This is a genomic window from Enterovibrio paralichthyis, assembly GCF_019209835.1.
Lineage (GTDB): Bacteria > Pseudomonadota > Gammaproteobacteria > Enterobacterales > Vibrionaceae > Enterovibrio > Enterovibrio paralichthyis.
Window position 1 is genome coordinate 72690 of record NZ_JAHUTS010000015.1, and the last position, 23868, is coordinate 96557.

Consider the following 23868-nt stretch of genomic DNA (forward strand, 5'->3'; position numbering starts at 1 on the left):
TCTGAGCGGTACTACATTCCAATGTCCAGGCCAGATGACCGTCATCTGGCCTTGATGGTTTGCTCGCACACAGTGCCAGCAGATTACGAAATCTTGTTCAGTACTAAACCACACCTTGGTCTTTCAGGTGCTGCAAGGTTAAATCCAGTGTCAGCCTCGCTTTATGGATAAGTTCGTCCACTTCAGCGTGAGTGATCACCAATGGCGGGCTGATGATCATGGTGTCGCCACACGCACGCATTACCAGACCATTCTCGACGCTGATGTCACGGCAAACCGTGCCGACACCGACTGATTCATCAAAACGGCTACGGGTTTCTTTATCTTTTGCCAGCTCGATAGCGGCCACCAAGCCTACGCCTCTCGCTTCGCCTACCAACGGATGATCTGCCAGCGTTTGCCACTGGGCCTGAAGGTAAGGGCCAATGTCATTTTTGACATATTCAACCAGGTTCTTTTCTTTCATTACCCGCAGGTTTTCCAGCGCCACTGCCGCGGATACCGGGTGTCCGGAATAAGTGTAACCGTGGTTGAAATCACCGCCTTTCTCTTCAAAGAGATCGGCGACACGGTCACTGACGATCACCCCGCCCATCGGGATATAACCCGACGTCATGCCTTTGGCGATGGGCATAAAATCCGGCTTGATGCCGAACGTCTGCGAGCCAAACCACTCGCCAGTGCGTCCAAACCCGCAAATTACTTCATCGGCCACCATCAGGATGTCGTATTTCGCCAGGATGCGGTTGATTTCCGGCCAGTAGGTTGACGGTGGGATTACCACCCCACCCGCGCCCTGAATAGGCTCAGCGATAAATGCCGCGACCTTGTCTTCACCGATTTCCAGAATCGCTTTTTCCAGCTCTTGTGCTGCCTGAATACCAAATTCTTCCGGCGTCAGGTCACCACCTTCACCAAACCAGTAAGGCTGCGCTATGTGGTGAATGCCGGGGATCGGCAAGCCACCCTGTTTGTGCATGGCTTTCATGCCGCCAAGGCTGGCACCTGCGACTGTGGAACCGTGATACCCGTTATGACGGCCAATGATGGTGAATTTTTCAGGCTGGCCTTTGAGCGTCCAGTAATGGCGAACCATGCGCAGCACCGTATCGTTGGACTCAGAGCCCGAACCGGTAAAGAACACCTGGTTCATATGCTCAGGCGCAAGATCTGCGATTTCTTTTGCCAGTTCCACCACAGGTGGGTGGGCACACTGGAAGAAGCTATTGTAGTAAGGCAGTTCTATCATCTGGCGGTGGGCAGCGTCCGCTAGGCGCTTTTCACCATAGCCAATGTTGGTACACCACAGGCCCGCCATGCCATCCAAGATACGGTTACCGTCGCTGTCCCAGATATATACCCCCTGTGCACGCACAATCATGCGCGCGCCTTTTTCCCGCAAGGCTTTGTGGTCACTGAAAGGGTGAAGGTAATGCGCGTTATCAAGCGCCTGAAGTGTTTGTGTATCCGTGTACTGATCAACGTGGGTCATGTCTGCCTCCACATCCATGTATTCGGGTTGTTGCCCGCCTTACGCGGGCAAGGAAAAAGAAAGGATTCGTTACACCGTCAGCAACAGGAACTCGCGTTCCCAAGAGCTGATCACGCGCTTGAAGTTTTCCTGCTCTTTGCGTTTAACGGCAATAAATCCGCGCGCAAAGGACTCTCCAAGGTACTCCGCCACTTCGTCGCAGTTCTCCATACGTTCAAGGGCGTATTCCAGGGTGTAAGGCAGGGTTGGGCTGCGAATTTCATAGCCACGCCCCTGGGCAGGTGGCGTTGGTTTCAACTCGCGGATCATGCCGATGTAGCCACACAGCAGGCTGGCGGCAATGGCGAGGTAGCAGTTGGCATCGGCGCCTGGCAGACGGTTTTCGACCCGGCGAGCCTGTGGTGAACAACTGGGTACCCGAAGGCCACAGGTGCGGTTTTCCTCACCCCATTCCACATTGACCGGCGCGGAGGTATCCGGCAGGAAGCGGCGGAATGAGTTCACGTTCGGCGCAAACAGCGGCAGCATTTCAGGAATAAACTGCTGCAGACCAGCAATGTGTCCATAGAAAAGTGAAGAGCTTGTCCCGTCTTCATTGGTAAAGACGTTCTTGCCAGTTTTGGTGTCGACGATGCTCTGGTGCAGGTGCATGGCACTGCCTGGCTCATCAGTGATGGGCTTTGACATAAAAGTGGCGACAACCTGATGCTTCAGGGCTGCTTCACGTAAGGTGCGTTTAAACAGAAACACCTGATCGGCGAGGATCAGCGGGTCACCATGACGGAAGTTGATTTCCATCTGGGCAACGCCCTCTTCGTGGATCAGAGTATCAATCGCCAGTCCTTGGGTTTCACACCACTCATACATGTCTTCGAACAAAGGGTCGAATTCGTTTGCGGCATCGATCGAAAATGACTGACGGCCGGTTTCCACACGACCAGAGCGTCCAACCGGCGGCTCAAGCGGCAAGTCCGGATCTTCACAGCGGGCGGTCAGATAAAACTCCATTTCCGGCGCCACCACTGGTTTCCAGCCGCGATCATCATAGAGTTTGAGCACGCGCTTCAGCACATTTCGCGGTGTCAGCTCAATCGGATTGCCCATTTTGTCGAAGGTGTCGTGAATAATCTGGGCGGTTTTTTCAATTGTCCATGGCAGCAGGTAGACAGCGTCTTCATCCGGTTTACAGATGAAGTCAATATCCGCTTCATCCAACAGGGCGTAGTAGATATCGTCATCGACATAATCGCCCGTCACGGTTTGCAACAGAACGCTTTCCGGCAACCGCATCTCCCCTTCATTCAGGAACTTATCGACCGGTGCAATTTTCCCCCGTGCAATGCCGGAGAGATCGCTCACCACACATTCCACTTCTGTAATTTCGTTTTCCTTTAACCACTTCTTTAGCTTATCCATAACTATTCCCACGCAGTTTCGCCTTTATCCGGCATGCTTCCCCAAATACTTCGAAGATAGCGGAATAAAAGGGATTTTTTGTGACTTCCCACTCAGGATGCCACTGAACTCCCATCGCGAAATTTTTCGCATCAATAACAGAGAAGGCCTCTATCAGTCCGTCGGGCGCGTACGCTTCCGGCCGCAATCCTTTGCCTAATCTGTCGATGCCCTGGGTATGGACAGAGTTAACGTCAGCAGAGGTGCGGCCCCAAGCCTCGCAGAGCAGCCCCCCGGGTTCGATATTGATGGTGTGGGAAATACCGTATTGGATACCAACGGTGGCCGTTTTGTCTTCCCGGTGTTCGATATAGCCACCGACTTCGTGCAGTTTCTGGTGTAGCGTTCCCCCCATCACCACATTCATTTCCTGAAAACCGCGGCAAATTGCCAGCACAGGAATGCCAAGTTCAAGCGCCAGTGTCATCAATGGCAACGTGGTGGCATCACGGGCAGGGTCGTGGTGGGTATCCGGGTCGCTTGGTGCGCCCTGATAATGATGGGGTTCGATATTGGATGGGGAACCGGTGAATAGAATGCCATCCAACGATGAAAGTAAACGCTTCAAAGGCAGAGCATCACCTAATGCAGGAACAATCACCGGACAGCCTCCGACCCCGTCCACAATGCTGCGCACGTATTTGTCGCCGCAGATGTGGAAAGGATGAAGCCCAAGCTGCGACGTACAGCCGGTCACACCTATCAGTGGGATTGTTGCTTCTGTCATATCACCCTCGGTTTTTATCCGCTTTTGCGTTCCACCCTTTTTTCGACGGATCGCACTACTTTGCGTTCATTTTTTAAAACGCTACACGTTAAAAATAAATTACGCAAGTGACACGCACAACAAAATAGATAGATTTATTTATCATTTTCTTAACATTGCTAATCCCCTGATTTCTCCACGCTTATCGTATTGATTTGAGGCCAAAAGACGGGGATTGTGACCTGCGACGCAGTTGACTTTATCAAGGCTTTACTATTCACTCAGCAGTATACCGGAAGGTGATTGATATAATTTACACTCAGGAAGGTGTTGCATGCGATATCAAACAGACAGGGAAATGTTTACCCAGGAGGACTCGCAGTTGCCGAGCGCGTCGGAAGCGCTTGAATTTCTGTCAAAACATCCTGGCATTGAGTACGTCGATCTTTTGATCATTGATATGAACGGTATCGTTCGTGGAAAACGCATTGAGAAAAACAAACTGGCCGCTGCGTACGACCATGGTATCGGTATGCCGCTGTCTATCTTCGGCATGGATATCACCGGTACCTCTGTAGAAGAAACCGGCCTCGGCATTGAAATTGGTGAGTCTGACGCATTTTGTTATCCGGTAGGCGGCACACTGTCTATGCAGCCTTGGCAACAGCGCCCTATCGCTCAGGTTCTGCTGCAGATGTACGAAGACGAAACCACTCCCTTCTTTGCCGATCCACGTATGGTGCTCAACCGCATTGTGCGTAAGCTCAAGGAAAAGGGGCTGACAGCCGTATCTGCATTCGAGATTGAGTTTTACCTCGTTGACGGCAGAGCCCCCGGCAAAGTACCTATGCCACCGGTATCGCCCGTCACGGGCAAGCGCCCTGCGACAACCCAGGTCTATTCGCTGGATGATTTAGACCACTATGCCGACCTTCTTACCGACATCATTGATGGTGCCCGAGCACAGGGGCTTCCGGCAGACGCCATTGTGGCGGAATCCGCCCCCGGACAGTTTGAAATTAACCTCAACCATGTCGGCGATCCACAAGCTTCCTGTGATCACGCCATGTTGCTTAAACGGGTTATCAAACAAACGGCGCATGTCCACCAGTTGGACTCCACCTTTATGGCCAAGCCTTACGCAGATCAGGCGGGCAATGGCATGCACTTGCATATCAGTCTGATTGATGAAGACGGAAGGAACATTTTCCAACCTGAAGTGGAAGGTGAACTTACCAACACCATTCGCTATGCACTCGGCGGTATGTTGAAGCTGTTGCCCGAATACATGGCGATCCTTTGTCCGAACATCAATTCGTACCGTCGCTTCGGCCCGGACTTTTATGTGCCTTGCTCGCCAAGCTGGGGGATTGAGAACCGCACGACAGCACTGCGTATTCCTATCGATACCCCGGAAGCTACCCGCATTGAGCACCGTATTGCAGGCACAGATGCCAACCCGTACCTAATGATGAGCGCACTGCTCGCCTCTATCCTGTACGGGATTGAAAACAAGATTGAGCCACCAGCCCCGACGGTCGGCAGCGCTTACGACAAAGAAGACGAGCTAACGCTCCCCACTAACCTACGTGATGCCCTGCGGGAGCTGGATAGCTCGGAGGTGATGCGTCATTATCTAGGGACAGATTTTGTCGATGTCTTCGTCACCTGCAAACAAAAAGAGCTGGAGCAATTTGAACGCCACATTACCGATCTGGAATACGACTGGTATCTCCACGCTTTCTGATTGAATGCCGTTTCAGGAATAAAGGCTGCGGTTCATGCAGCCTTTGTTTTTTCTTCACCTTGACTCCCCTCCTGCCCGCCGAGAAAATACCGCCGATATTGACTACTGCGGTTTATTCCCATGACTTCGACGCTTTGCCCTTGCGGCAGCCAAAAACCCTATAACGAATGCTGTGAGCCTGTGCACCAAAACCACGCCAATGCAGACCATCCAGAAAAACTGATGCGCGCCCGCTACGCTGCGCACGTAAAAGGGCTGGTAGACTTTGTGGTGGATACCTATCACGTCTCTTGTGGCGCGGAGCAACACCGCGACGCGATTGCCCAATCCGTTAACAGCGATTGGCTGATGCTGGAAGTCCTTTCCAGCTCTGTGGACGACGGCGGGAAGCAAGGTTTTGTCGAATTTAAAGCCCACTACAATGAAGACGGAAAACAATACTGCCTGCATGAAAAATCACGTTTTCTGACTGAAGAAAAAGACGGCCAGACCCTGTGGTATTACGTTGACGGTGAATACCCAAAGGCAGCGAAAGTAGGTCGTAACGATCCTTGCCCATGCGGCAGCGGCAAAAAGCACAAAAAGTGCTGTGGCTAAACGGCACTCAATCCTGCGATTAAAAAAGCATCAAGCTTTTTAGTGGGATGCCGATAAATAGGGGAAGCAACCATGAGGACAACACGATGGATTGGTTCCCCAAAATTTCTGACTACTCGCCCCAAAAGGTGGGTAATGTCCTGAAACAGGATAAGGCGAAACAGCAGCAACAAAAACGTGCTGAGGAAGAAGAGCGCAACGAAGAAGAGCAGGAAGCACCACCCACAGAGAACAAAAAGAAAAATGACGGTTTGCTGGATATTTACGTCTAACCACCCACTACTGCCCACAATTTCCACCCCAAAGAGCGTCCAACCCCCAAGCCATTGCCACGCAGACGAAACAAAACTGTTGCTTAAGTTTCATCCTGAGCATGTCACCCCTGCCTTCATCCCACACTTATACATGGTTAATGTTCAATCTCTTGCTCTGTGACTGGTTTTTGTCCATTTATCTTCATTCAGGCATTGCGAACGAATTCGCTAAACAGGCAAATTACTTGTTGCAAAATTTAAAGAGTTTGTTAGTGTGGAATCCAAGCAAACGATTACCCGTTGCAATAAATAGAGAAAGAAATATGCAAAAATCGCTAATGACCATTCACCATCATCACCATCCTGAGTAGTCTTTCGGGAGATGTGGTTTCGACTGGAAGACGAGGATAAGTTCTTCCAACGGTCATCATAGCGAACACAAAATTCAGACCCCCGGAAGAGCACCTTCCGGGGGTTTTTTACTTTTAGGATTCAAAAATTGCACTGAGGGACAGGAAAATCTCCAGCGCTAACGATACAGGAAAAAGATCATGCAAACAGAACGTCTACGACTTGCCATCCAGAAAAAAGGCCGCCTGGCGAAAGAGTGTCAGGAACTGCTCAAGCGCTGTGGCGTCAAAATCAACTTCTCCGGTGACCGTCTGGTCGTCCACGCCGAAAACATGCCGATTGACCTGCTGTTGGTGCGCGATGATGACATCCCGGGTCTTATCATGGACGGTGTCGTCGATCTGGGTGTGATTGGCGAAAACGAACTGGAAGAAGTCCGTCTGGAGCGTGTTGCGCTGGGCGAGCCTAATGAGTATGTAAAACTGCGCCGCCTTGACTTCGGTGGTTGCCGCCTTTCTGTCGCTATCGACAAAGACAAAACTTACAACGGCCCACAAGATCTGGCGGGCAAGCGCATCGCGACGACTTACCCGAACATCCTCAAGGCTTACCTCGACAAACAAGACGTGAAATTCAGCACCTGTATGCTCAACGGCTCCGTTGAAGTGGCACCACGCGCGGGCCTTGCAGATGCAATCTGTGATTTGGTGTCTACCGGCGCGACCCTCGAAGCCAATGGCCTGAAAGAAGCCGAGGTGATTTTCCGCTCTAAAGCAGTGCTGATTCAGCGCACCGGTGAGTTTGCGCCTGACAAAGCTGAGCTGATCGACCGCCTGCTGACCCGCATGAATGGCGTGATTCAGGCGAAAGAATCCAAGTACATCATGTTGCACGCGCCAAGCGAAACGCTGGAGCAAGTGGTGGAACTGCTGCCGGGTGCAGAAGACCCAACCATCCTGCCGCTGGCACACGACAAACAGCGCGTGGCTGTTCACCTTGTGAGTACAGAGAACCTGTTCTGGGAAACCATGGAAAAACTGAAAGCACTGGGTGCCAGTTCCATTCTGGTGCTGCCAATTGAAAAGATGATGGAGTAAGCCATGAAAACCGTGGTTTGGAAATCTCTCAGCGATACCCAGCGTGAAAACGCGCTGGAGCGCCCCGCAATCTCTGAAAGTGCGTCTATCACAGAAGCGGTAGAAGGTGTTATCCGCGAAGTCCGCACTGGTGGTGATGCCGCTCTTAAAGCGCTCACTGAAAAGTTCGATAAAGTGGTACCGGAAAATATCCGCGTGTCACAAGATGAGATTGACGCTGCAGACAGCCGTTTGGGCGACGAAATCAAAACGGCACTCAAACAGGCCTACGACAACATTGCCTGCTTCCACAAAGCGCAGAAGGCTCAGCCCTTGACCGTTGAAACGATGCCAGGTGTGGTTTGTGAACTGGTCACCCGCCCTATCAACCGCGTCGGTCTTTACATTCCCGGCGGCAGTGCGCCATTGCCATCAACTGTGTTGATGCTGGGTGTGCCATCGCAAATCGCAGGTTGCCGTAAAGTCGTGCTTTGCTCACCGCCACCCATCGCCGATGAAATTCTCTATGTCGCCAAGCTTTGCGGCATCGATGAAGTGTATAACCTAGGCGGCGCTCAGGCGGTAGCAGCTATGGCTTACGGCACCGAAACCGTAAGTAAGGTGGACAAGATCTTTGGCCCAGGCAACGCATTCGTGACCGAAGCCAAACGTCAGGTGAGCAATGACCACAACGGCGCGGCGATTGATATGCCTGCGGGTCCGTCTGAAGTACTGGTGATTGCTGATGAACACGCCGATGCAGATTTCGTTGCCGCCGACTTGCTGAGCCAGGCAGAACACGGTCCAGATTCACAGGTGGTTCTGGTTACCCCATCGCCCGAGCTGGCAGAAAAAGTGGCTGATGCGGTACAAAAGCAACTGAAAGTGCTGACCCGCGCTGATATCGCCAGTAAAGCATTGGGCTCAAGCATCATCATCATTGCGGACAGCCTGACTCAGTGTGTGTCGATTTCAAATTGCTACGGCCCAGAGCACCTGATTGTCCAAACCAAGAATCCACGTGAGCTGCTGCCGCTTTTAGACAATGCTGGCTCGATTTTCCTTGGCGCTTGGTCACCGGAGTCAGTGGGCGACTATGCCTCTGGCACCAACCACGTACTGCCAACTTACGGCTATACGCGAACCTATTCGAGCCTCGGCCTTGCTGATTTCAGCAAACGCATGACAGTACAAGAACTGTCTGCATCTGGTCTGCAAGCGCTGGCACCAACCGTCGTTGCCATGGCTAACGCAGAAGGATTAGACGCGCACCGCAATGCAGTCACCATTCGCGTAGAAAAACTTAATAAGAATTCATAATTGCAGGTGCCCAAATGGATATTGAAAAATTAGCCCGTAAGGATGTTCAAGCGCTGACACCGTATATGTCAGCCCGCCGCTTAGGTGGCAGCGGTGATGTCTGGCTGAATGCCAATGAATCCCCGTTTAACAACGAATACACCATCAATGGTGCGGGACTTAACCGCTACAGCACCTGCCAACCGGAAGCGTTGATCCGCGCTTATGCTGACTACGCAGGCGTTCGCCCAGAGCAGGTACTCACCTCCCGCGGTGCAGACGAAAGCATCGAACTGCTGGTTCGCACCTTCTGTGAAGCGGGTGAAGACAGCATTCTGTATTGCCCACCGACCTACGGCATGTACGCCATCAGTGCGGAAACAGCGGGTGTGGAACGTAAAGTCGTCCCATTGACCGACGAGTGGCAACTGAATCTACCGGAAATTGAAAAGAGCCTTGATACCGTCAAGCTGGTGTTTGTTTGCAGCCCTAACAACCCGACCGGTAATCTGGTGAACCGCAATGATATCGAAGCCCTGTTGGAAATGACTGCCGGCCGCGCGCTGGTGGTGATGGACGAAGCCTACATCGACTTCTGCCCAGAAGCGTCAACGGTCGATCTGCTGGTGCGCTATCCAAACCTTGCGATCCTGCGCACCCTGTCCAAAGCTTTCGCGCTGGCCGGTTTGCGCTGCGGTTTCACGCTGGCAAACCCACAAATCATCCAGTTGATGACCAAAGTGATTGCACCATACCCAGTACCGGTACCGGTCACCGAAATTGCCCTGCAGGCGCTGAACGAGGCCGGTCTTGCCCGCATGAAATATCAGGTACTGGATCTCAATGCCAACCGTGCCTATCTGCAGGCCGGTCTGTCAATGCTGCCAGATGTGGAAGTGTTCGACGGCTACGGCAACTACCTTCTGGTGAAATTCCCTGATGCCGATTTGCTATTTAACGCGCTGTGGGATCACGGCATCATCTTGCGCCGCTCACCGATTGAAGGGTGCATCCGCATCAGCGTAGGCAACCGTGAAGAATGTGAAAAGACCCTGACCTTTATCCGCCAGCAGCTGGCATAAAGCGCGCCACAAAAAGGAATTTGTAGTGAAAGAAAAAATCCTCTTTATCGACCGTGACGGCACCTTGATTGTCGAGCCGCCTGTGGATTTTCAGGTCGACCGCCTCGACAAACTCAAGTTAGAGCCTTTCGTCATCCCTGCCCTGCTGGCACTCCAAGACGCTGGCTACAAGCTGGTGATGGTCACCAACCAGGATGGTCTGGGCACAGACAGCTATCCACAGGAAGATTTCGACGCCCCACACAACATGATGATGGAGATTTTCGAATCTCAGGGCGTGAAGTTTGCTGATGTATTGATTTGCCCGCACTTCGACCACGAAGGCTGCAGCTGCCGCAAGCCAAAACTCGGTTTGGTAAAAGATTACCTCCAGCAGGGCCGTGTGGACTTCAAAACATCGGCAGTGATTGGCGATCGCCAGACTGACCTGCAACTGGCAGAGAACATGGCAATCCGCGGTATTCAATACAATCCGGAAACCATGGGCTGGCAGCAAATCCTGAAGGATTTGACCACCAATCCACGTATAGCATCCGTCGTACGGACCACCAAAGAAACGGACATCCGTATCACGGTGAACCTTGACGAAACTGGCGGCAACAAGATCAATACGGGCCTTGGTTTCTTTGACCACATGCTGGATCAAATCGCGACCCATGGCGGCTTCCGTATGGAAGTGGCGGTAGAAGGCGATCTGCATATCGACGATCACCACACCGTCGAAGACACGGCGCTAGCGCTGGGTCAGGCGTTGAAAGAAGCGCTGGGTGACAAACGCGGTATTGGCCGTTTCGGTTTCAGTCTGCCAATGGATGAGTGTTTAGCGCAATGTGCTCTGGATTTGTCTGGCCGCCCTTACCTGAAATTTGAAGCGACCTTCTCGCAGGACAAAGTCGGCGACCTTTCAACCGAAATGGTTGAGCACTTCTTCCGCTCACTGACTGACACCATGGCGTGTACCCTGCACCTGTCATCAGACGGCGACAACACACACCACATCGTGGAAAGCCTGTTCAAAGCCTACGGCCGCACACTGCGTCAGGCGATCCGCGTCGAGGGTAACGAGCTGCCAAGCAGCAAAGGGGTGCTGTAATGAGCGATGCAAAGATTGTCATCATCGACACGGGTTGTGCAAACGTCAGCTCTGTGCGTTTTGCGATTGAGCGCCTCGGTTACGATGTCACGATCAGCCGCGACCCAGATGTGGTGTTGGCAGCAGACAAACTCTTTCTGCCTGGTGTAGGTACGGCGTCCGAGGCAATGAAAAACCTACAAGAGCGCGACCTGATTTCGCTGGTACGCGAAGTGAAGCAGCCGCTTCTTGGCATATGCCTTGGCATGCAGCTTCTGGGTAAATCCTCACAGGAAGGCAAAGAGCAGGTGAGCTGCCTAGGCCATGTTGATGCCGACACTAGCTTGATGGAAACCGGCGAGTTGCCGCTTCCTCACATGGGCTGGAACACTGTCACCCCAGTGAACAATCACCCGCTGTTTAAAGACATTCCGGAAAACAGCTATTTCTACTTTGTTCACAGCTACGCCATGCCAGTCGGCGATTACACCATTGGTGAGTGCGACTACGGCAAGCCGTTTACTGCCGCCTTACAAAGTGGCAACTATTACGGTGTGCAATTCCACCCTGAGCGCTCAAGCAAAGCTGGCGCACAACTGATTAAGAACTTTTTGGAGATGTAATTAAGGATGATCATTCCCGCATTGGATTTAATCGACGGGCAGGTCGTCCGTCTCTATCAGGGTGACTACGGACAAGTTACCGAATATAAAGTCGACCCAAGTGAGCAGTTCGCGATTTACCACAACGCAGGCGCGAACTGGCTGCACTTGGTAGACCTAACTGGAGCTAAAGACACCTCTGCCCGCCAGCTGCCATTGATTGAAAAACTGATTGCCAGCACCCCAGCCAACATCCAGATTGGCGGTGGTGTGCGCAAAGAAAGCGACGTGGTAGAGCTGCTACGTGCCGGCGCAAAACGTGTTGTCATCGGCTCTACTGCTGTGAAGCAACCTGAACTGGTTAAAGGCTGGATGGAAAAATACGGCGCCGAGCAAATCGTGCTGGCGCTCGACATCAACATTGATGACAACGGCAACCGCATGGTTGCGGTTTCCGGCTGGCAGGAAGATTCAGGCGTTACCATCGAAGCGCTGCTGGACGACTTTCTGACGGTTGGCCTCAAGCACGTGCTGTGCACTGATATCTCTCGCGATGGCACCTTGGCAGGCTCTAATGTCGATCTTTACAAAGATCTGTGTGCCGCCTACCCACAGGTTCAGTTCCAGTCTTCCGGCGGTATCGGCTCACTGGCTGACATCGAAGCACTGAAAGGCACAGGCGTCGCAGGCGTTATCGTCGGCCGAGCCTTGCTGGACGGCAAGTTCACTGCAGAGGAGGCATTCGCATGCTGGCAAGAAGGATAATCCCATGTCTTGATGTTCGCGATGGTCAGGTGGTGAAAGGTGTTCAGTTCCGTAACCACGAAATCATCGGCGATATCGTCCCGCTGGCGGCACGTTACGCAGCTGAAGGCGCAGACGAACTGGTGTTTTACGATATCACTGCATCCAGTGATGGCCGTGTGGTGGATAAAAGCTGGGTCGCGCGTGTGGCGGAAGTCATCGACATTCCATTCTGCGTGGCTGGCGGCATTAAAACCGCAGAGGACGCTAAACGCATTCTGGAATTCGGCGCGGACAAAATCTCCATCAACTCCCCGGCGCTGGCTAACCCAGAACTCATCACTGAGCTTGCCGAGAAATTTGGTGTGCAGTGTATCGTGGTCGGTATCGACTCCTACTACGACAAAGACACAGGCAAGTATCAGGTTTATCAGTTCACGGGTGACGAAGCCCGCACCAAAGCGACCCAATGGGAAACCCGCGACTGGGTGCAGGAAGTCCAAAAACGTGGTGCTGGTGAAATCGTGCTGAACATGATGAACCAGGATGGCGTGCGCAACGGCTACGACCTTGAGCAGCTCAACATGGTTCGCGAAGTATGCCATGTTCCTTTGATTGCCTCAGGCGGCGCAGGTGAAATGTTCCACTTTGCTGATGCGTTCAATAAAGCGAATGTTGACGGTGCACTGGCAGCGTCTGTATTCCACAAGCAGATCATCAACATTGGTGAACTGAAACAATACTTAAAACAACAAGACGTGGAGATCCGCTTATGAGCCAGACACTATCAAACGCGGCGCTCGCTGAAAGCATCGACTGGGAAAAAGTCGACGGCTTGGTACCTGCCATTGTCCAAAACTCACAGAGTGGACAGGTTCTGATGATGGGTTACATGAACCAGGACGCGCTGGCAAAAACGCTCGATACCGAGCAAGTGACTTTCTTCTCTCGCACCAAGGAGCGTCTTTGGACCAAAGGCGAAACCTCCGGTAACGTGCTGCGTCTCAAGCACATCGCGGTGGATTGCGACAAAGACACCCTGCTGGTGCAAGCCGACCCGATCGGCCCAACCTGCCACCTCGGCACCGAAACCTGCTGGGGCGATGACGACGCAAACAAGCCTTCACTGGTGTTTCTTCATCAATTGGAGCAGGTGTTGGCTTCCCGTCGAGGATCCGATCCTTCAACGTCTTATACGGCGTCCTTGTATGCCAAGGGCACCAAGCGCATTTCGCAGAAAGTGGGCGAAGAAGGCGTCGAAGTCGCGCTTGCAGCGACGTCGGGCGATAAGGAGGAGCTGATCAATGAGTCCGCCGATCTGATGTACCACTTGCTGGTGTTGTTGCAAGACCAAGGCTTTTCGCTCGAAGATGTAGCGAATAAGCTGAAGGAACGTCACAAGTAGCATAACTAGTCAGAACACACCCTAGGCAACCTCACCGGTTGCCTTTTTCATAGATGCTCGCTCACTTCTAACCCATTAAATATCACTACCTTGCAAAATCGGCATTATTTTTGCTGTACCTTGAACCTAAAGACAAAATTCCGCCCCCGACAATATTCTGACTCTATTTTGAAGCGGTGAATACTCGGAAAAGTGCTCGCAACGCCTAGCGGCTGCGTTTCACGATTGGAGTTTATCAGCGCCACGCCAAAGCAATGAGTTCGATATTGATAGAGAAGAGGCAACACTCTGCCTCCACAGGCTAACTAGGAGCATTGATTCGTGAACATTGATATATCACTTTGGGTTGGAACACGCCGAATATTGCTCAAGGGGCAAAGATGAAAGTTTGTATTATTCCTGCACGAGGCGGCAGTAAACGAATTCCGGGAAAAAACCTGAAAATGTTTATTGGACGCCCCATCATTGCTTACGCTATTGAAGTGGCCAAACAATCGTCACTTTTTGATCGCATTATCGTTTCTACTGATTGCCAAGAAATTGCCACCGTATCGAGAGAGCTTGGTGCTGAAGTTCCTTTCATGCGACCCGATGCGATATCTGATGATTACGCTACGACCCTCGATGTATTGAAACATGCCATCGAGTGGCTGGTTGACAATGATGACAATCCAATAGATGCCGTGTGCTGCTTATATGCTACCGTTCCTTTTACACGAGCTAAAGATCTAGAAGACGGTCTATCTTTGCTTGATGGCGACAATACAAAATACACATTTGCAGCCACTCGTTTTTCCTACCCAATCCAACGTTGCATTCGTATTAATAGTGAAGATAGCGTTGAGATGTTCTGGCCAGAGCATTTTTCTAGCCGCTCTCAAGACTTAGAGTTGGCATACCACGATGCAGGCATGTTCTATTGGGGACGCCCTGACGCTTTCATTGCCGGACTACCCATTTTTGCACCTCATTCAAAAGTGGTTCAGATCCCCCATTTTCGTGTTCAAGATATCGACGAACCTGACGACTGGATCCGCGCTGAAATGCTCTATCAAATTCTTTCTCAACGCGGAGAGTTATAACTACGATAAACTTTTCAGCGTTTGAATAGCTTTCACCCGTTCAGGTTTGCGTCTCCAAGCATCTGCTATTCACCTGAGGCCATCGCCGCCCAACTAACATGAAGCTTTCATGACATCACCCATTTGCTGTTGACGAAAAACCAATAACCCATAACATATGCATATCCATATATGAGGATTTAAATATGTTGCCTCACCAGTTTTTCAAGCTGCTTGCTGATGAAACCCGTGTGCGTTGTTTACTGGTTATCGCCCGTGAGCAAAAAGTGTGCGTGGCTGAGTTGACCGAAGCGCTTAATGAAAGTCAGCCTAAAGTTTCACGCCATCTGGCCTTGCTACGCGCCAGCGGTGTGATAGTCGATACCCGCCAAGGGCAATGGGTGTTTTACCGCCTGTCTGACAAGCTTCCCGGCTGGATGCGAAAGCAAATTCAGGGGCTGGTGGATTCAAACTGCCTCAAAGAAGAATACCAGCAAGATATTCAGCGTCTGTCTGACATGAAATCTCGCCCGACCTGTTGTGTTTAAGGATTACAGAATATGACGATTAAAGTTGGAATTAACGGCTTTGGCCGTATCGGCCGTCTGGCACTGCGCGCAGCGTTTGACTGGCCAGAACTGGAGTTTGTTCAAATCAATGATGTAGCCGGTGATACAGCCACACTGGCTCACCTTCTGGAGTTTGATTCGGTACAAGGTCGCTGGCACCACGAAGTCACAACAGATGGCGACACCATGATCATCAATGGCAAAACTATCCAGACTACACAGCAAAAAGCCATTGCTCATGTGGATTGGTCAGGCTGTGACGTGGTGATCGAGGCCACCGGTGTTCACCGCAAAGGCGAATTCCTTAACCAGTACATTGAGCAAGGTGTAAAGCGCGTTGTTGTTTCAGCCCCGGTTAAGGAGGATGGCATCGCAAACATCGTTGTCGGCGTGAATGACCATATCTTCGATGCAGACACACACCGCATTGTTACCGCCGCTTCCTGTACCACCAACTGCATTGCGCCAGTGGTAAAAGTGATCCACGAGAAACTGGGGATCGAACAATCTGCATTTACCACCATCCACGATCTGACCAACACCCAGACCATTCTGGATGCCCCACATAAAGATCTTCGCCGTGCCCGTGCCTGTGGCATGAGTTTGATCCCTACAACGACTGGTTCAGCGCAAGCGATCGTTGAGATCTTCCCTGAGCTGGAAGGCAAGATAAACGGCCATGCCGTGCGCGTACCACTGGCGAACGCCTCGCTGACTGACATCATTTTCGATGTGAAACGCGATACCACCGCGGAAGAGGTCAATGCCTTGCTGAAAGAAGCCTCGGAAGGCGAACTGAAAGGCATTCTTGGCTTTGAAGAGCGCCCACTGGTGTCTATCGATTACAAAGGCGACCAACGTTCAACCATCGTCGACGCCCTCTCTACCATGGTTGTCGGAAAGCGCATGGTGAAAGTCTACGCCTGGTATGACAACGAAATGGGTTACGCGACACGCACGGCTGAGCTGGTACGCAAAGTCGGTATGGCATAAGGATATACGCAATGACACATCCAACATGGGAGCTGGAGCTGGAGGGCACTTCAGGTCTGGTTTTAACACCTTGCCCGGGAACAAAAGGTACACCTCTCACTGATAGCATCGAGCAACTTAAAGCGCAGGGCGTTGCCGTTCTCGTTACAGCGTTAAGTCAACATGAGTTGGACGAGGCGGGAGTAAGCTCGCTTCCAGAAGAAGCTGAAAATGCTGGCCTGACTTGGTTTAACACACCGATTGAGGATGATTGCGCACCGGATGAAGCCTTTCATTCCCAGTGGAAAGATATCTCCCCTTCTATCCATCAAGCTTTGGATAACGGTGGAAAAGTCGCACTGCACTGCATGGGAGGTTCTGGCCGCACTGGTTTGCTGGCCGCCCACATTTTGCTGGAAAAAGGCTGGTCGCTGTCGGACATCGTTCCAAGCGTACAAGCACTCAGACCGGGCGCGTTCACCAAAGCACCCCAAATCGATTACATCAACCAGTTTGCGAATCAGTACTATCTCAAAGCGCTGTAATTGCAGCGCTTTTTAAGCAGGTTTTTATGCTGTCTCAACTAAACGCCAACGTGCGCCAGTACATGCTGGTGACGTTTAACTACTGGAACTTCACCGTCACCGATGGCGCACTGCGCATGTTGGTGGTGCTCTATTTCTATGACCTTGGCTACACCGGCCTGGAAATCGCCTCCCTTTTTCTTTTCTATGAATTTTTTGGCGTTGGCACCAACCTCATTGGTGGCTGGTTAGGCGCAAGGCTCGGGCTCAATCGCACCATGAATATTGGCCTTGGCATGCAGATCATTGCCCTTTTGATGCTCGCCGTTCCGGCTTCCTGGCTCAGTATTCCCTGGGTTATGGGCGCGCAAGCACTCTCAGGTATCGCGAAAGACTTGAATAAGATGAGCGCCAAAAGTGCAATCAAAACCCTGGTGCCAGAAAATGCCCAAGGGGCGCTCTACAAATGGATTGCCATCCTGACCGGGTCAAAGAATGCACTGAAAGGGGCGGGCTTTTTCCTTGGCGGCGCACTCCTGTCACTGATTGGGTTCCAATACGCAGTGGCGGCCATGGCGGGCGTATTGCTGTTCGTCTTTATCGGCAGCTTGCTGTTCCTCAAATCCGATATGGGGAAAGCGAAAACCAAGCCTAAGTTTTCAGAGATTTTCTCTAAATCCCGCAGCGTTAACATCCTTTCTGCCGCCCGCATGTTCCTTTTTGGCGCGCGCGACGTCTGGTTTGTGGTGGCTCTGCCGATTTATCTCGGCGCCACCTTTGGCTGGGATCACTCTGCAGTGGGTGCATTTCTCGCTATCTGGGTGATTGGTTATGGCATCATTCAGGGCATTGCGCCACGAATCACTGGCAAAGCGTCAGGTCAGCCGCCGCAGGGGAAATCTGCCATTATTTGGGCTCTGATTTTGGCTGTGGTCACCGGTTTGATAGCGTTCAGTGTGCAACAGCAGTGGCACCCTGAGATTGTCATTATTGCCGGTTTGATGCTGTTTGGTGCCGTGTTTGCGGTGAACTCCTCGCTGCACTCATACCTTATTGTCAGCTATGCCAAAGGGGATGGGGTTTCTTTGGATGTGGGTTTCTACTACATGGCCAATGCCATGGGACGCCTGATCGGCACCATGTTGTCAGGCTGGGTTTTCCAGGTGTGGGGATTCGCCGCTTGTTTGTGGGTTTCCTTCCTGTTCCTGGCTGTGACCACGCTGATCTCGTTTGGCCTTCCGAACAACCAGGCTGAACCGCTTCGCGGATAACGGTGCTTTTAAGCCCCCAAAATAATGAAACAGCAAAAAGAAAAGAGCAAAGAGCAAAGAGCAAAGAGCAAAAAGAAAACGTTTGCGTAAATGCTGCGCAACGACAAAAAAACCCGCCATCAGGCGGGTTTGTACATTAGCTTACGCTCAAGTGTGCTGCTGCTTTTTGGTTGCCTCGGTCGCATCTTGTTGCCCATTCTGCACTTCATCCAGCCACAGTTTGTGGTGCTGCTTAGCCCAAGCTTCGTCAACATAGCCTGTCGCCATGCCTTCGAAAGCGCCTTCCGTGCCTGCCGTACCAATATAGATATGACCAAATGCGGCAGCCAAAAGACCCAATGATGCGATGCCATGGATGACGTTGGCGATCTGCATGTCCTGACGGGTTTGGTCGAAGATCGGGAAGTCCATGACCAGACCCGTAATACACACTACGACGCCAACTGTCGCCAGCAGCCAAAACCAGATTTTCTCACCGCCATTGCAAAAGCCCGCATCCGGGTGTTTGCCATTAGGCAGAATTCCACCACCTTGCTTAAACCATTCGATGTCGACTTTGTTGATGAAATTGTTTTTCATCCACTTCACCAACATACACAGCAGACCCAGCACAAACAGCGGCCCCAGATAATTGTGGGACACTTTGGACGCATAAATAATGCTGCCCCAAAGCGCATCCGGTGCCACAGGCTTGATAAAGTGGCGGCCATACAAAAGCACGATGCCGGTGAAACCCAGGATCAGGAAAGTGATGGCCGTAAACCAATGCATGGCGCGCTCAAAAGGCGTCCAGCGCTTGACCTTCTTTCCTGTCCGTTTGTTCACCAATTCAATGCGCCCAGCCCACAGGTAGAACAACAACAGGCTAGCAGCTGACACACCGAGGAAAGTTAACCCCAGCGGACTAACCCACTGGTTGCGGATTTCCCGCCAACGTTGGCCGTTCACATTGATAAGCTGACCAGCCTCATTACCGCTTGCAACAGTAAAGCCTGAATCGCCATCACGCACTTCCGTCCAGAACTCAGGACCTCCCAGCATCAACTTCTCCTGCTGCTGGTTGGCACTCTGATCTGTCTGCGCATGCGCAACCGGAAACGCCGACATGAACAATACCACTAGCATGGCGAGCAATGTTCTTAACATATCTCCTCCTATCGCCGCTGGAGCCGGGGGCTTTGCCCCAGCTTCAGCGACACTCCACGCTAATCAGCTTTTAGTTGCGTCGTAGGCAAGGTTGTCACCATTGGTCCAACCCGCGCCTTTGGCACCACGCTCTACCACGCGCTGACGGAAGATAGCGGAGATTTTCTCCGCATCACCGGCCAGCAGCGCCTTGGTAGAACACATTTCCGCACACAACGGCAACTTACCTTCAGCAATACGGTTGGCACCGTACAACGCTTTCTCTTCAGGTGAGTTGTCAGGGAGTGGACCACCAGCACAGAAGGTGCATTTGTCCATCTTGCCACGCTCACCGAAGGCGGCTTTGGTTGGGAACTGCGGCGCGCCAAACGGACAGGCGAACAGACAGTAACCACACCCGATGCAAGTGTCCTTGTTGTGCAGGACGATACCTTCTTCCGTGCGGTAGAAGCAGTCTGCAGGACACACCGCCATACACGGTGCGTCCGCACAGTGCATACAAGCCACGGATACCGAGTTTTCACCCGGCTCACCATCGTTAAGCGTTACCACGCGGCGGCGCTGGGTTCCCCACGTCACCACTTCTGAGTTGGCGTTGCTACACGCCGTGACACAGCCGTTACATTCAATGCAGCGTTTGGTGTCACACAAGAATTTCATATCTGCCATAACTATGCGCTCCCCTTACGCCGGTAGGATCTTACAGAGTGTCACTTTGGTTTCCTGCATCACAGTCACCGGGTCATAACCGTAGGTAGTTGCCGTGTTACAGGACTCACCGATCACATAAGGTTCCGCACCTTCAGGGTACTTATCCAACAGGCTGTCCCCCTGGAAAACACCACCGAAGTGGAACGGCATAAAGGCAAGACCTTCATAAACGCGCGGCGTGACCATGGCTTTCACCTTCACGCGGCCTTTATCCGGCCCTTCTACCCATACGTCCTGGCCATCTTTGATACCGAGGTTGTTGGCATCGACGATGTTGATTTCAACAAACATCTCTTGCTGAAGCACTGCCAGCCAAGGGTTAGAGCGGGTTTCTTCACCGCCGCCTTCGTATTCCACCAAGCGGCCGGAAGTCAGGATGATCGGGTATTCTTTCGCCGCATCAATATCCTGAATTGACTTATACAGGGTCGGCAGTCGGTAAATGTCTTTCTGGTCGTCCCAAGTCGCGTATTCAGGCAGAAGATCGCGGCGCGGCGTATAAAGCGGCTCGCGGTGGAGCGGCACTTTATCCGGGAAGGTCCAGACAATCGCACGCGCTTTGGCGTTACCGAATGGAATACAGCCGTGAGCAATCGCAACACGCTGGATGCCGCCGGAAAGGTCGGTCTTCCAGTTTTTGCCTTCTGCTGCGGCTTTCTCTTCAGCCGTGAGATCGTCCCACCAGCCGAGTTGCTTCAGCATCTTGTCGGTGAATTCCGGATAGCCATCTTCCAGCTCACAGCCTTTGGAATAACTGTCGACCGCCAACAGGCTCTGGCCTTCGTATTCCACACCGAAACGCGCACGGAAGTTACCGCCACCACGCGCCACTTCTTTGGAGGTGTCATACAGGATGTGGGTACCGGGGTGTTTCATCTCCGGTGTGCCCCAGCACGGCCATGGCAAACCGTATGTTTCGCCACTCACTGGGCCACCTTCGGCTTCCAACGTCGTGAAGTTGAATGTGTGCCAGTTTTGCTGGTGCGCTTTAATACGCTCAGGGCTTTGACCGGTGTAGCCAATCGTCCACATACCGCGGTTGAACTCACGGGTGATGTCTTCGATCAATGGCTCGTTGTTCTCAACTTTAATGTGCTTGAACAGCTGATCTGAGAAACCCAGCTTTTGCGATACCAGATACATGATTTCATGATCAGGTTTGGAGTCGAACAGTGGCTCAATGACTTTGTCACGCCATTGCAGTGAACGGTTGGACGCCGTCACCGAACCATAGGTTTCAAACTGAGTGGTTGATGGCAGCAGGTACACACCGTCTTTGCGGTTGTTCATGACGGCAGCAACCGTTGGGTATGGGTCGACGATGACCATCATATCCAACTTTTCCATCGCCTTTTGCATCTCTGGTCCACGGGTTTGCGAGTTCACCGCATGGCCCCAGTAGAACATGGCTCGGATATTGGCTTTCTGTTGCAGCTTAGCTTTGTCTTCCAATACGCCATCAATCCAGCGCGAAACAGGAATACCGTTGCTGTTGATTGGCTTGGAACCGTTGTATTCAGAGGGGTCAAAACGGCCCTGGATCCAGTCGTGATCCACATCCCACACTTTAGCCCAGTGCTTCCACGCTCCGTCTGAAAGGCCGTAATAGCCCGGCAGGGTGTGAGACAGCACGCCAAGGTCAGTCGCGCCCTGCACGTTATCGTGGCCACGGAAGATGTTCGCACCGCCACCGGATTTACCAATGTTACCCAGTGCCAGTTCCAGCACACAGTAAGCGCGGGTATTGTTGTTACCCGTGGTGTGCTGGGTACCGCCCATACACCAGACCACACAACCCGGGCGGTTTTCCGACAGGATTTTCGCGGCTTTGAACATGTCATCGCGGCCAACACCGGAGACGCGTTCTACTTCTTCCGGTGGCCATTTCGCAACTTCAGCACGGATTTCATCCATACCGAACACGCGCTGGTGAATGAACTCTTTGTCTTCCCAGTTGTTATCGAAGATGTGCCACAACAAACCCCAGATAAAGGCGATATCAGTACCTGGGCGCAGGGAAACAAAATGATCCCCTTTCGCTGCCGTGCGGGTGCGGCGAGGGTCAGCAACCACAATCTTACAGCCGTTCTTCTCCTTGGCGATCAGGATATGCTGCATCGCGACCGGGTGCGCTTCGGCCGGGTTAGAGCCTACAAACAGGATCGACTTACAGTTATGCATGTCGTTAAAAGAGTTGGTCATCGCACCATAGCCCCAGGTGTTAGCCACACCGGCAACCGTGGTGGAGTGACAGATACGCGCCTGGTGGTCCACATTGTTGGTGCCCCACAGCGACGCCATTTTGCGGAACAGATACGCTTGTTCATTACTGTGTTTGGCCGAGCCAAGGAAGTAGACCGAGTCCGGACCATCCTGCTCGCGGATTTCCAGACACTTGTCACCAATCTCGTTGATGGCCGTTTCCCAGCTGATCTTCTGCCACTTGCCATCGACCAGTTTCATCGGGTATTTCAGGCGACGCTCACCGTGACCGTGTTCGCGCAGTGCTGCACCCTTGGCACAGTGGCCACCGGCATTGAATGGGTGATCAAAAGCGGGTTCCTGGTCGACCCAGACACCATCTTGCACTTCGGCATACACACCACAGCCCACAGAGCAATGCGAACAGATAGTGCGTTTTTGTTCCACAGGCTTTGAGGAGTCCACCGCTTTGGCCGAGGCTTTTTTCATCATGCCTGGCGCAAACATACCCGCTGCAGCAACACTACCGGCGGTTGCCAGTGTGGTATTGCGCATAAAGGTACGGCGGGAAACACCCAGCTGTTTTTCATCCTTGCTGACAGTATCAGAACGTTTGGTTAGTTTCATCTTCACACTCCGGGTTCAGCAGGGTTACAGGGTGTCGTAGTAATCGCGGATATGTTGCGTCTCGCGATAACCTGAAGCCTTGGTTTTTTCCTGTGCAGCATCGTCAATAACCATGTCTGCGTGCGCTGTACCACCCACCACACTGGCGGCTGCACCTGCTGCCGCTGCCACACTCATTCCTTTCAGGAACTGGCGGCGTGCAGTGTCAGGCTGACCTTTCTCTTTTTTATTTTCTGACATTACATTGCTCCTTGTATTTGTCAGCGCCTGCCGCATTGCGGCTACCACGGACGCTGGGTAAAGCCTGTTTTCTCTATCGTCAAAAACTGCTTGGCAAGCGCCGCAACCGCGCTGTAAAACACCGCGGAATTCGCTTGCTGAATGTCGTCACACAGGCGCTCAAACCAAGGCGCAATATGACGGTTAAAAAACGCTTTCTGACTGGCGACATCATCTTCTTCCACCAGCATTGCCATCACTTCCAACAACGCAGCAATATGGTCTTCCGGCTCCTTGGTTGCTTCCTGGCGCTCAAAGCCATAGCGGCGCAAATCCTGACGGAGCAACACCAGCGGCATTTCCATCAGCGAGCCTGTGAGATACCAGGAACCAAAAGGCACGACTTCTCCGCGACCGACACCGATAAACAGCATCTGGTATTCATCCGATGCCTGAATGTCAGTCGTTTTACTGGCAGACAGTTTCAGCACTGACCAGGCAGCAGCCATACCGGCTGTTTGCTCGTCACCTTCAATTTCCAGTGTTGCCAGCCAATTTAGGGCATCAGCATCCGGAGCGCGTCGAAACAGCGCCGCCAGCAGGTTGTAGATGTTCTGGCGGATCTGGTTTTCTTCATGAGTGATGTCGTCGATATTGATACTCTCTTGCATTGCCATATCCGCC

The 23868-nt window shown here is 52.3% G+C and carries 24 protein-coding genes and 1 other annotated feature; of the genes, 16 read left to right on the forward strand and 8 right to left on the reverse strand.

Annotated elements, in window-relative coordinates; all coding sequences use genetic code 11:
* Positions 1-103: 103 nt before the first annotated feature.
* The 3 genes from KU854_RS16685 to KU854_RS16695 form a co-directional block, all read right to left on the reverse strand.
* Positions 104-1492 (reverse strand): aspartate aminotransferase family protein, encoded by a 1389-nt coding sequence (locus KU854_RS16685; protein WP_218359563.1) that lies wholly within the window; start codon positions 1490-1492, stop codon positions 104-106.
* A gap of 69 nt (positions 1493-1561) precedes the next feature.
* Entirely contained in the window at positions 1562-2908 is a 1347-nt protein-coding gene (locus tag KU854_RS16690) for a glutamine synthetase family protein (protein WP_218359564.1), read from the reverse strand.
* Complete coding sequence (locus KU854_RS16695) at positions 2901-3674, reverse strand: gamma-glutamyl-gamma-aminobutyrate hydrolase family protein (protein ID WP_218359565.1); 774 nt, start codon at positions 3672-3674, stop codon at positions 2901-2903. The genes KU854_RS16690 and KU854_RS16695 overlap by 8 nt, the downstream gene beginning before the upstream one ends.
* A gap of 313 nt (positions 3675-3987) precedes the next feature.
* Here KU854_RS16695 and KU854_RS16700 point away from each other — a divergent pair, with 313 nt between their 5' ends.
* From KU854_RS16700 to arsJ, 16 genes are all read left to right on the forward strand, one after another.
* Complete coding sequence (locus KU854_RS16700; RefSeq protein WP_218359566.1) at positions 3988-5400, forward strand: glutamine synthetase family protein; 1413 nt, start codon at positions 3988-3990, stop codon at positions 5398-5400.
* A 120-nt stretch (positions 5401-5520) separates the two neighbouring features.
* Positions 5521-5997, forward strand: coding sequence for a YchJ family metal-binding protein (locus tag KU854_RS16705; protein ID WP_218359567.1), 477 nt, complete (start codon positions 5521-5523; stop codon positions 5995-5997).
* An 86-nt stretch (positions 5998-6083) separates the two neighbouring features.
* Entirely contained in the window at positions 6084-6269 is a 186-nt protein-coding gene (locus KU854_RS16710) for a hypothetical protein (RefSeq protein WP_054778802.1), read from the forward strand.
* A 328-nt stretch (positions 6270-6597) separates the two neighbouring features.
* Positions 6598-6735, forward strand: a sequence feature (His leader region).
* 67 nt (positions 6736-6802) lie between these two features.
* Positions 6803-7699 (forward strand): ATP phosphoribosyltransferase, encoded by an 897-nt coding sequence (gene hisG, locus KU854_RS16715; RefSeq protein ID WP_218359568.1) that lies wholly within the window; start codon positions 6803-6805, stop codon positions 7697-7699.
* Between the two features lie 3 nt (positions 7700-7702).
* Complete coding sequence (gene hisD, locus KU854_RS16720) at positions 7703-8998, forward strand: histidinol dehydrogenase (protein ID WP_218359569.1); 1296 nt, start codon at positions 7703-7705, stop codon at positions 8996-8998.
* Between the two features lie 20 nt (positions 8999-9018).
* Positions 9019-10059 carry a histidinol-phosphate transaminase gene (gene hisC / locus KU854_RS16725; protein ID WP_218359609.1) on the forward strand — a complete coding sequence of 347 codons (1041 nt, stop codon included), beginning with the start codon at positions 9019-9021 and terminating at the stop codon, positions 10057-10059.
* A 25-nt stretch (positions 10060-10084) separates the two neighbouring features.
* Positions 10085-11152, forward strand: coding sequence for a bifunctional histidinol-phosphatase/imidazoleglycerol-phosphate dehydratase HisB (gene hisB, locus KU854_RS16730; protein WP_218359570.1), 1068 nt, complete (start codon positions 10085-10087; stop codon positions 11150-11152).
* On the forward strand, positions 11152-11754 hold the full coding sequence (hisH, locus tag KU854_RS16735; protein ID WP_218359571.1) for an imidazole glycerol phosphate synthase subunit HisH: 603 nt from the start codon (positions 11152-11154) through the stop codon (positions 11752-11754). The genes hisB and hisH overlap by 1 nt, the downstream gene beginning before the upstream one ends.
* A gap of 6 nt (positions 11755-11760) precedes the next feature.
* On the forward strand, positions 11761-12498 hold the full coding sequence (gene hisA, locus KU854_RS16740) for a 1-(5-phosphoribosyl)-5-[(5-phosphoribosylamino)methylideneamino]imidazole-4-carboxamide isomerase (RefSeq protein WP_002542149.1): 738 nt from the start codon (positions 11761-11763) through the stop codon (positions 12496-12498).
* Positions 12480-13253, forward strand: a complete 774-nt coding sequence (gene hisF / locus KU854_RS16745) for an imidazole glycerol phosphate synthase subunit HisF (RefSeq protein WP_054778799.1) — start codon at positions 12480-12482, stop codon at positions 13251-13253. The genes hisA and hisF overlap by 19 nt, the downstream gene beginning before the upstream one ends.
* Positions 13250-13882 carry a bifunctional phosphoribosyl-AMP cyclohydrolase/phosphoribosyl-ATP diphosphatase HisIE gene (gene hisIE, locus KU854_RS16750; RefSeq protein WP_218359572.1) on the forward strand — a complete coding sequence of 211 codons (633 nt, stop codon included), beginning with the start codon at positions 13250-13252 and terminating at the stop codon, positions 13880-13882. Before hisF ends, hisIE begins: the two co-directional genes overlap by 4 nt.
* Positions 13883-14262: 380 nt before the next feature.
* A complete protein-coding gene (gene pseF / locus KU854_RS16755) occupies positions 14263-14964 on the forward strand; it encodes a pseudaminic acid cytidylyltransferase (RefSeq protein WP_218359573.1) in 702 nt (233 codons plus the stop codon).
* Between the two features lie 185 nt (positions 14965-15149).
* Positions 15150-15491 (forward strand): metalloregulator ArsR/SmtB family transcription factor, encoded by a 342-nt coding sequence (locus KU854_RS16760; protein ID WP_218359574.1) that lies wholly within the window; start codon positions 15150-15152, stop codon positions 15489-15491.
* A gap of 12 nt (positions 15492-15503) precedes the next feature.
* The gene (locus KU854_RS16765; RefSeq protein ID WP_218359575.1) at positions 15504-16505 is read left to right on the forward strand and encodes an ArsJ-associated glyceraldehyde-3-phosphate dehydrogenase; all 1002 of its coding nucleotides are present in this window, start codon (positions 15504-15506) and stop codon (positions 16503-16505) included.
* An 11-nt stretch (positions 16506-16516) separates the two neighbouring features.
* Complete coding sequence (locus tag KU854_RS16770) at positions 16517-17029, forward strand: cyclin-dependent kinase inhibitor 3 family protein (RefSeq protein WP_218359576.1); 513 nt, start codon at positions 16517-16519, stop codon at positions 17027-17029.
* Between the two features lie 26 nt (positions 17030-17055).
* Entirely contained in the window at positions 17056-18279 is a 1224-nt protein-coding gene (arsJ, locus tag KU854_RS16775) for an organoarsenical effux MFS transporter ArsJ (RefSeq protein ID WP_218359577.1), read from the forward strand.
* A gap of 147 nt (positions 18280-18426) precedes the next feature.
* Here the strand turns inward: arsJ and KU854_RS16780 are convergent, their stop codons facing one another.
* The 5 genes from KU854_RS16780 to KU854_RS16800 form a co-directional block, all read right to left on the reverse strand.
* The gene (locus tag KU854_RS16780; protein WP_218359578.1) at positions 18427-19425 is read right to left on the reverse strand and encodes a formate dehydrogenase subunit gamma; all 999 of its coding nucleotides are present in this window, start codon (positions 19423-19425) and stop codon (positions 18427-18429) included.
* A gap of 63 nt (positions 19426-19488) precedes the next feature.
* Positions 19489-20094, reverse strand: coding sequence for a formate dehydrogenase FDH3 subunit beta (gene fdh3B / locus KU854_RS16785; protein WP_218359579.1), 606 nt, complete (start codon positions 20092-20094; stop codon positions 19489-19491).
* Between the two features lie 15 nt (positions 20095-20109).
* Entirely contained in the window at positions 20110-22965 is a 2856-nt protein-coding gene (locus KU854_RS16790) for a formate dehydrogenase subunit alpha (RefSeq protein ID WP_218359580.1), read from the reverse strand.
* 24 nt (positions 22966-22989) lie between these two features.
* Positions 22990-23205 (reverse strand): twin-arginine translocation signal domain-containing protein, encoded by a 216-nt coding sequence (locus tag KU854_RS16795; protein WP_054778793.1) that lies wholly within the window; start codon positions 23203-23205, stop codon positions 22990-22992.
* Between the two features lie 41 nt (positions 23206-23246).
* A complete protein-coding gene (locus KU854_RS16800) occupies positions 23247-23861 on the reverse strand; it encodes a TorD/DmsD family molecular chaperone (RefSeq protein WP_218359581.1) in 615 nt (204 codons plus the stop codon).
* Positions 23862-23868 lie beyond the last annotated feature (7 nt).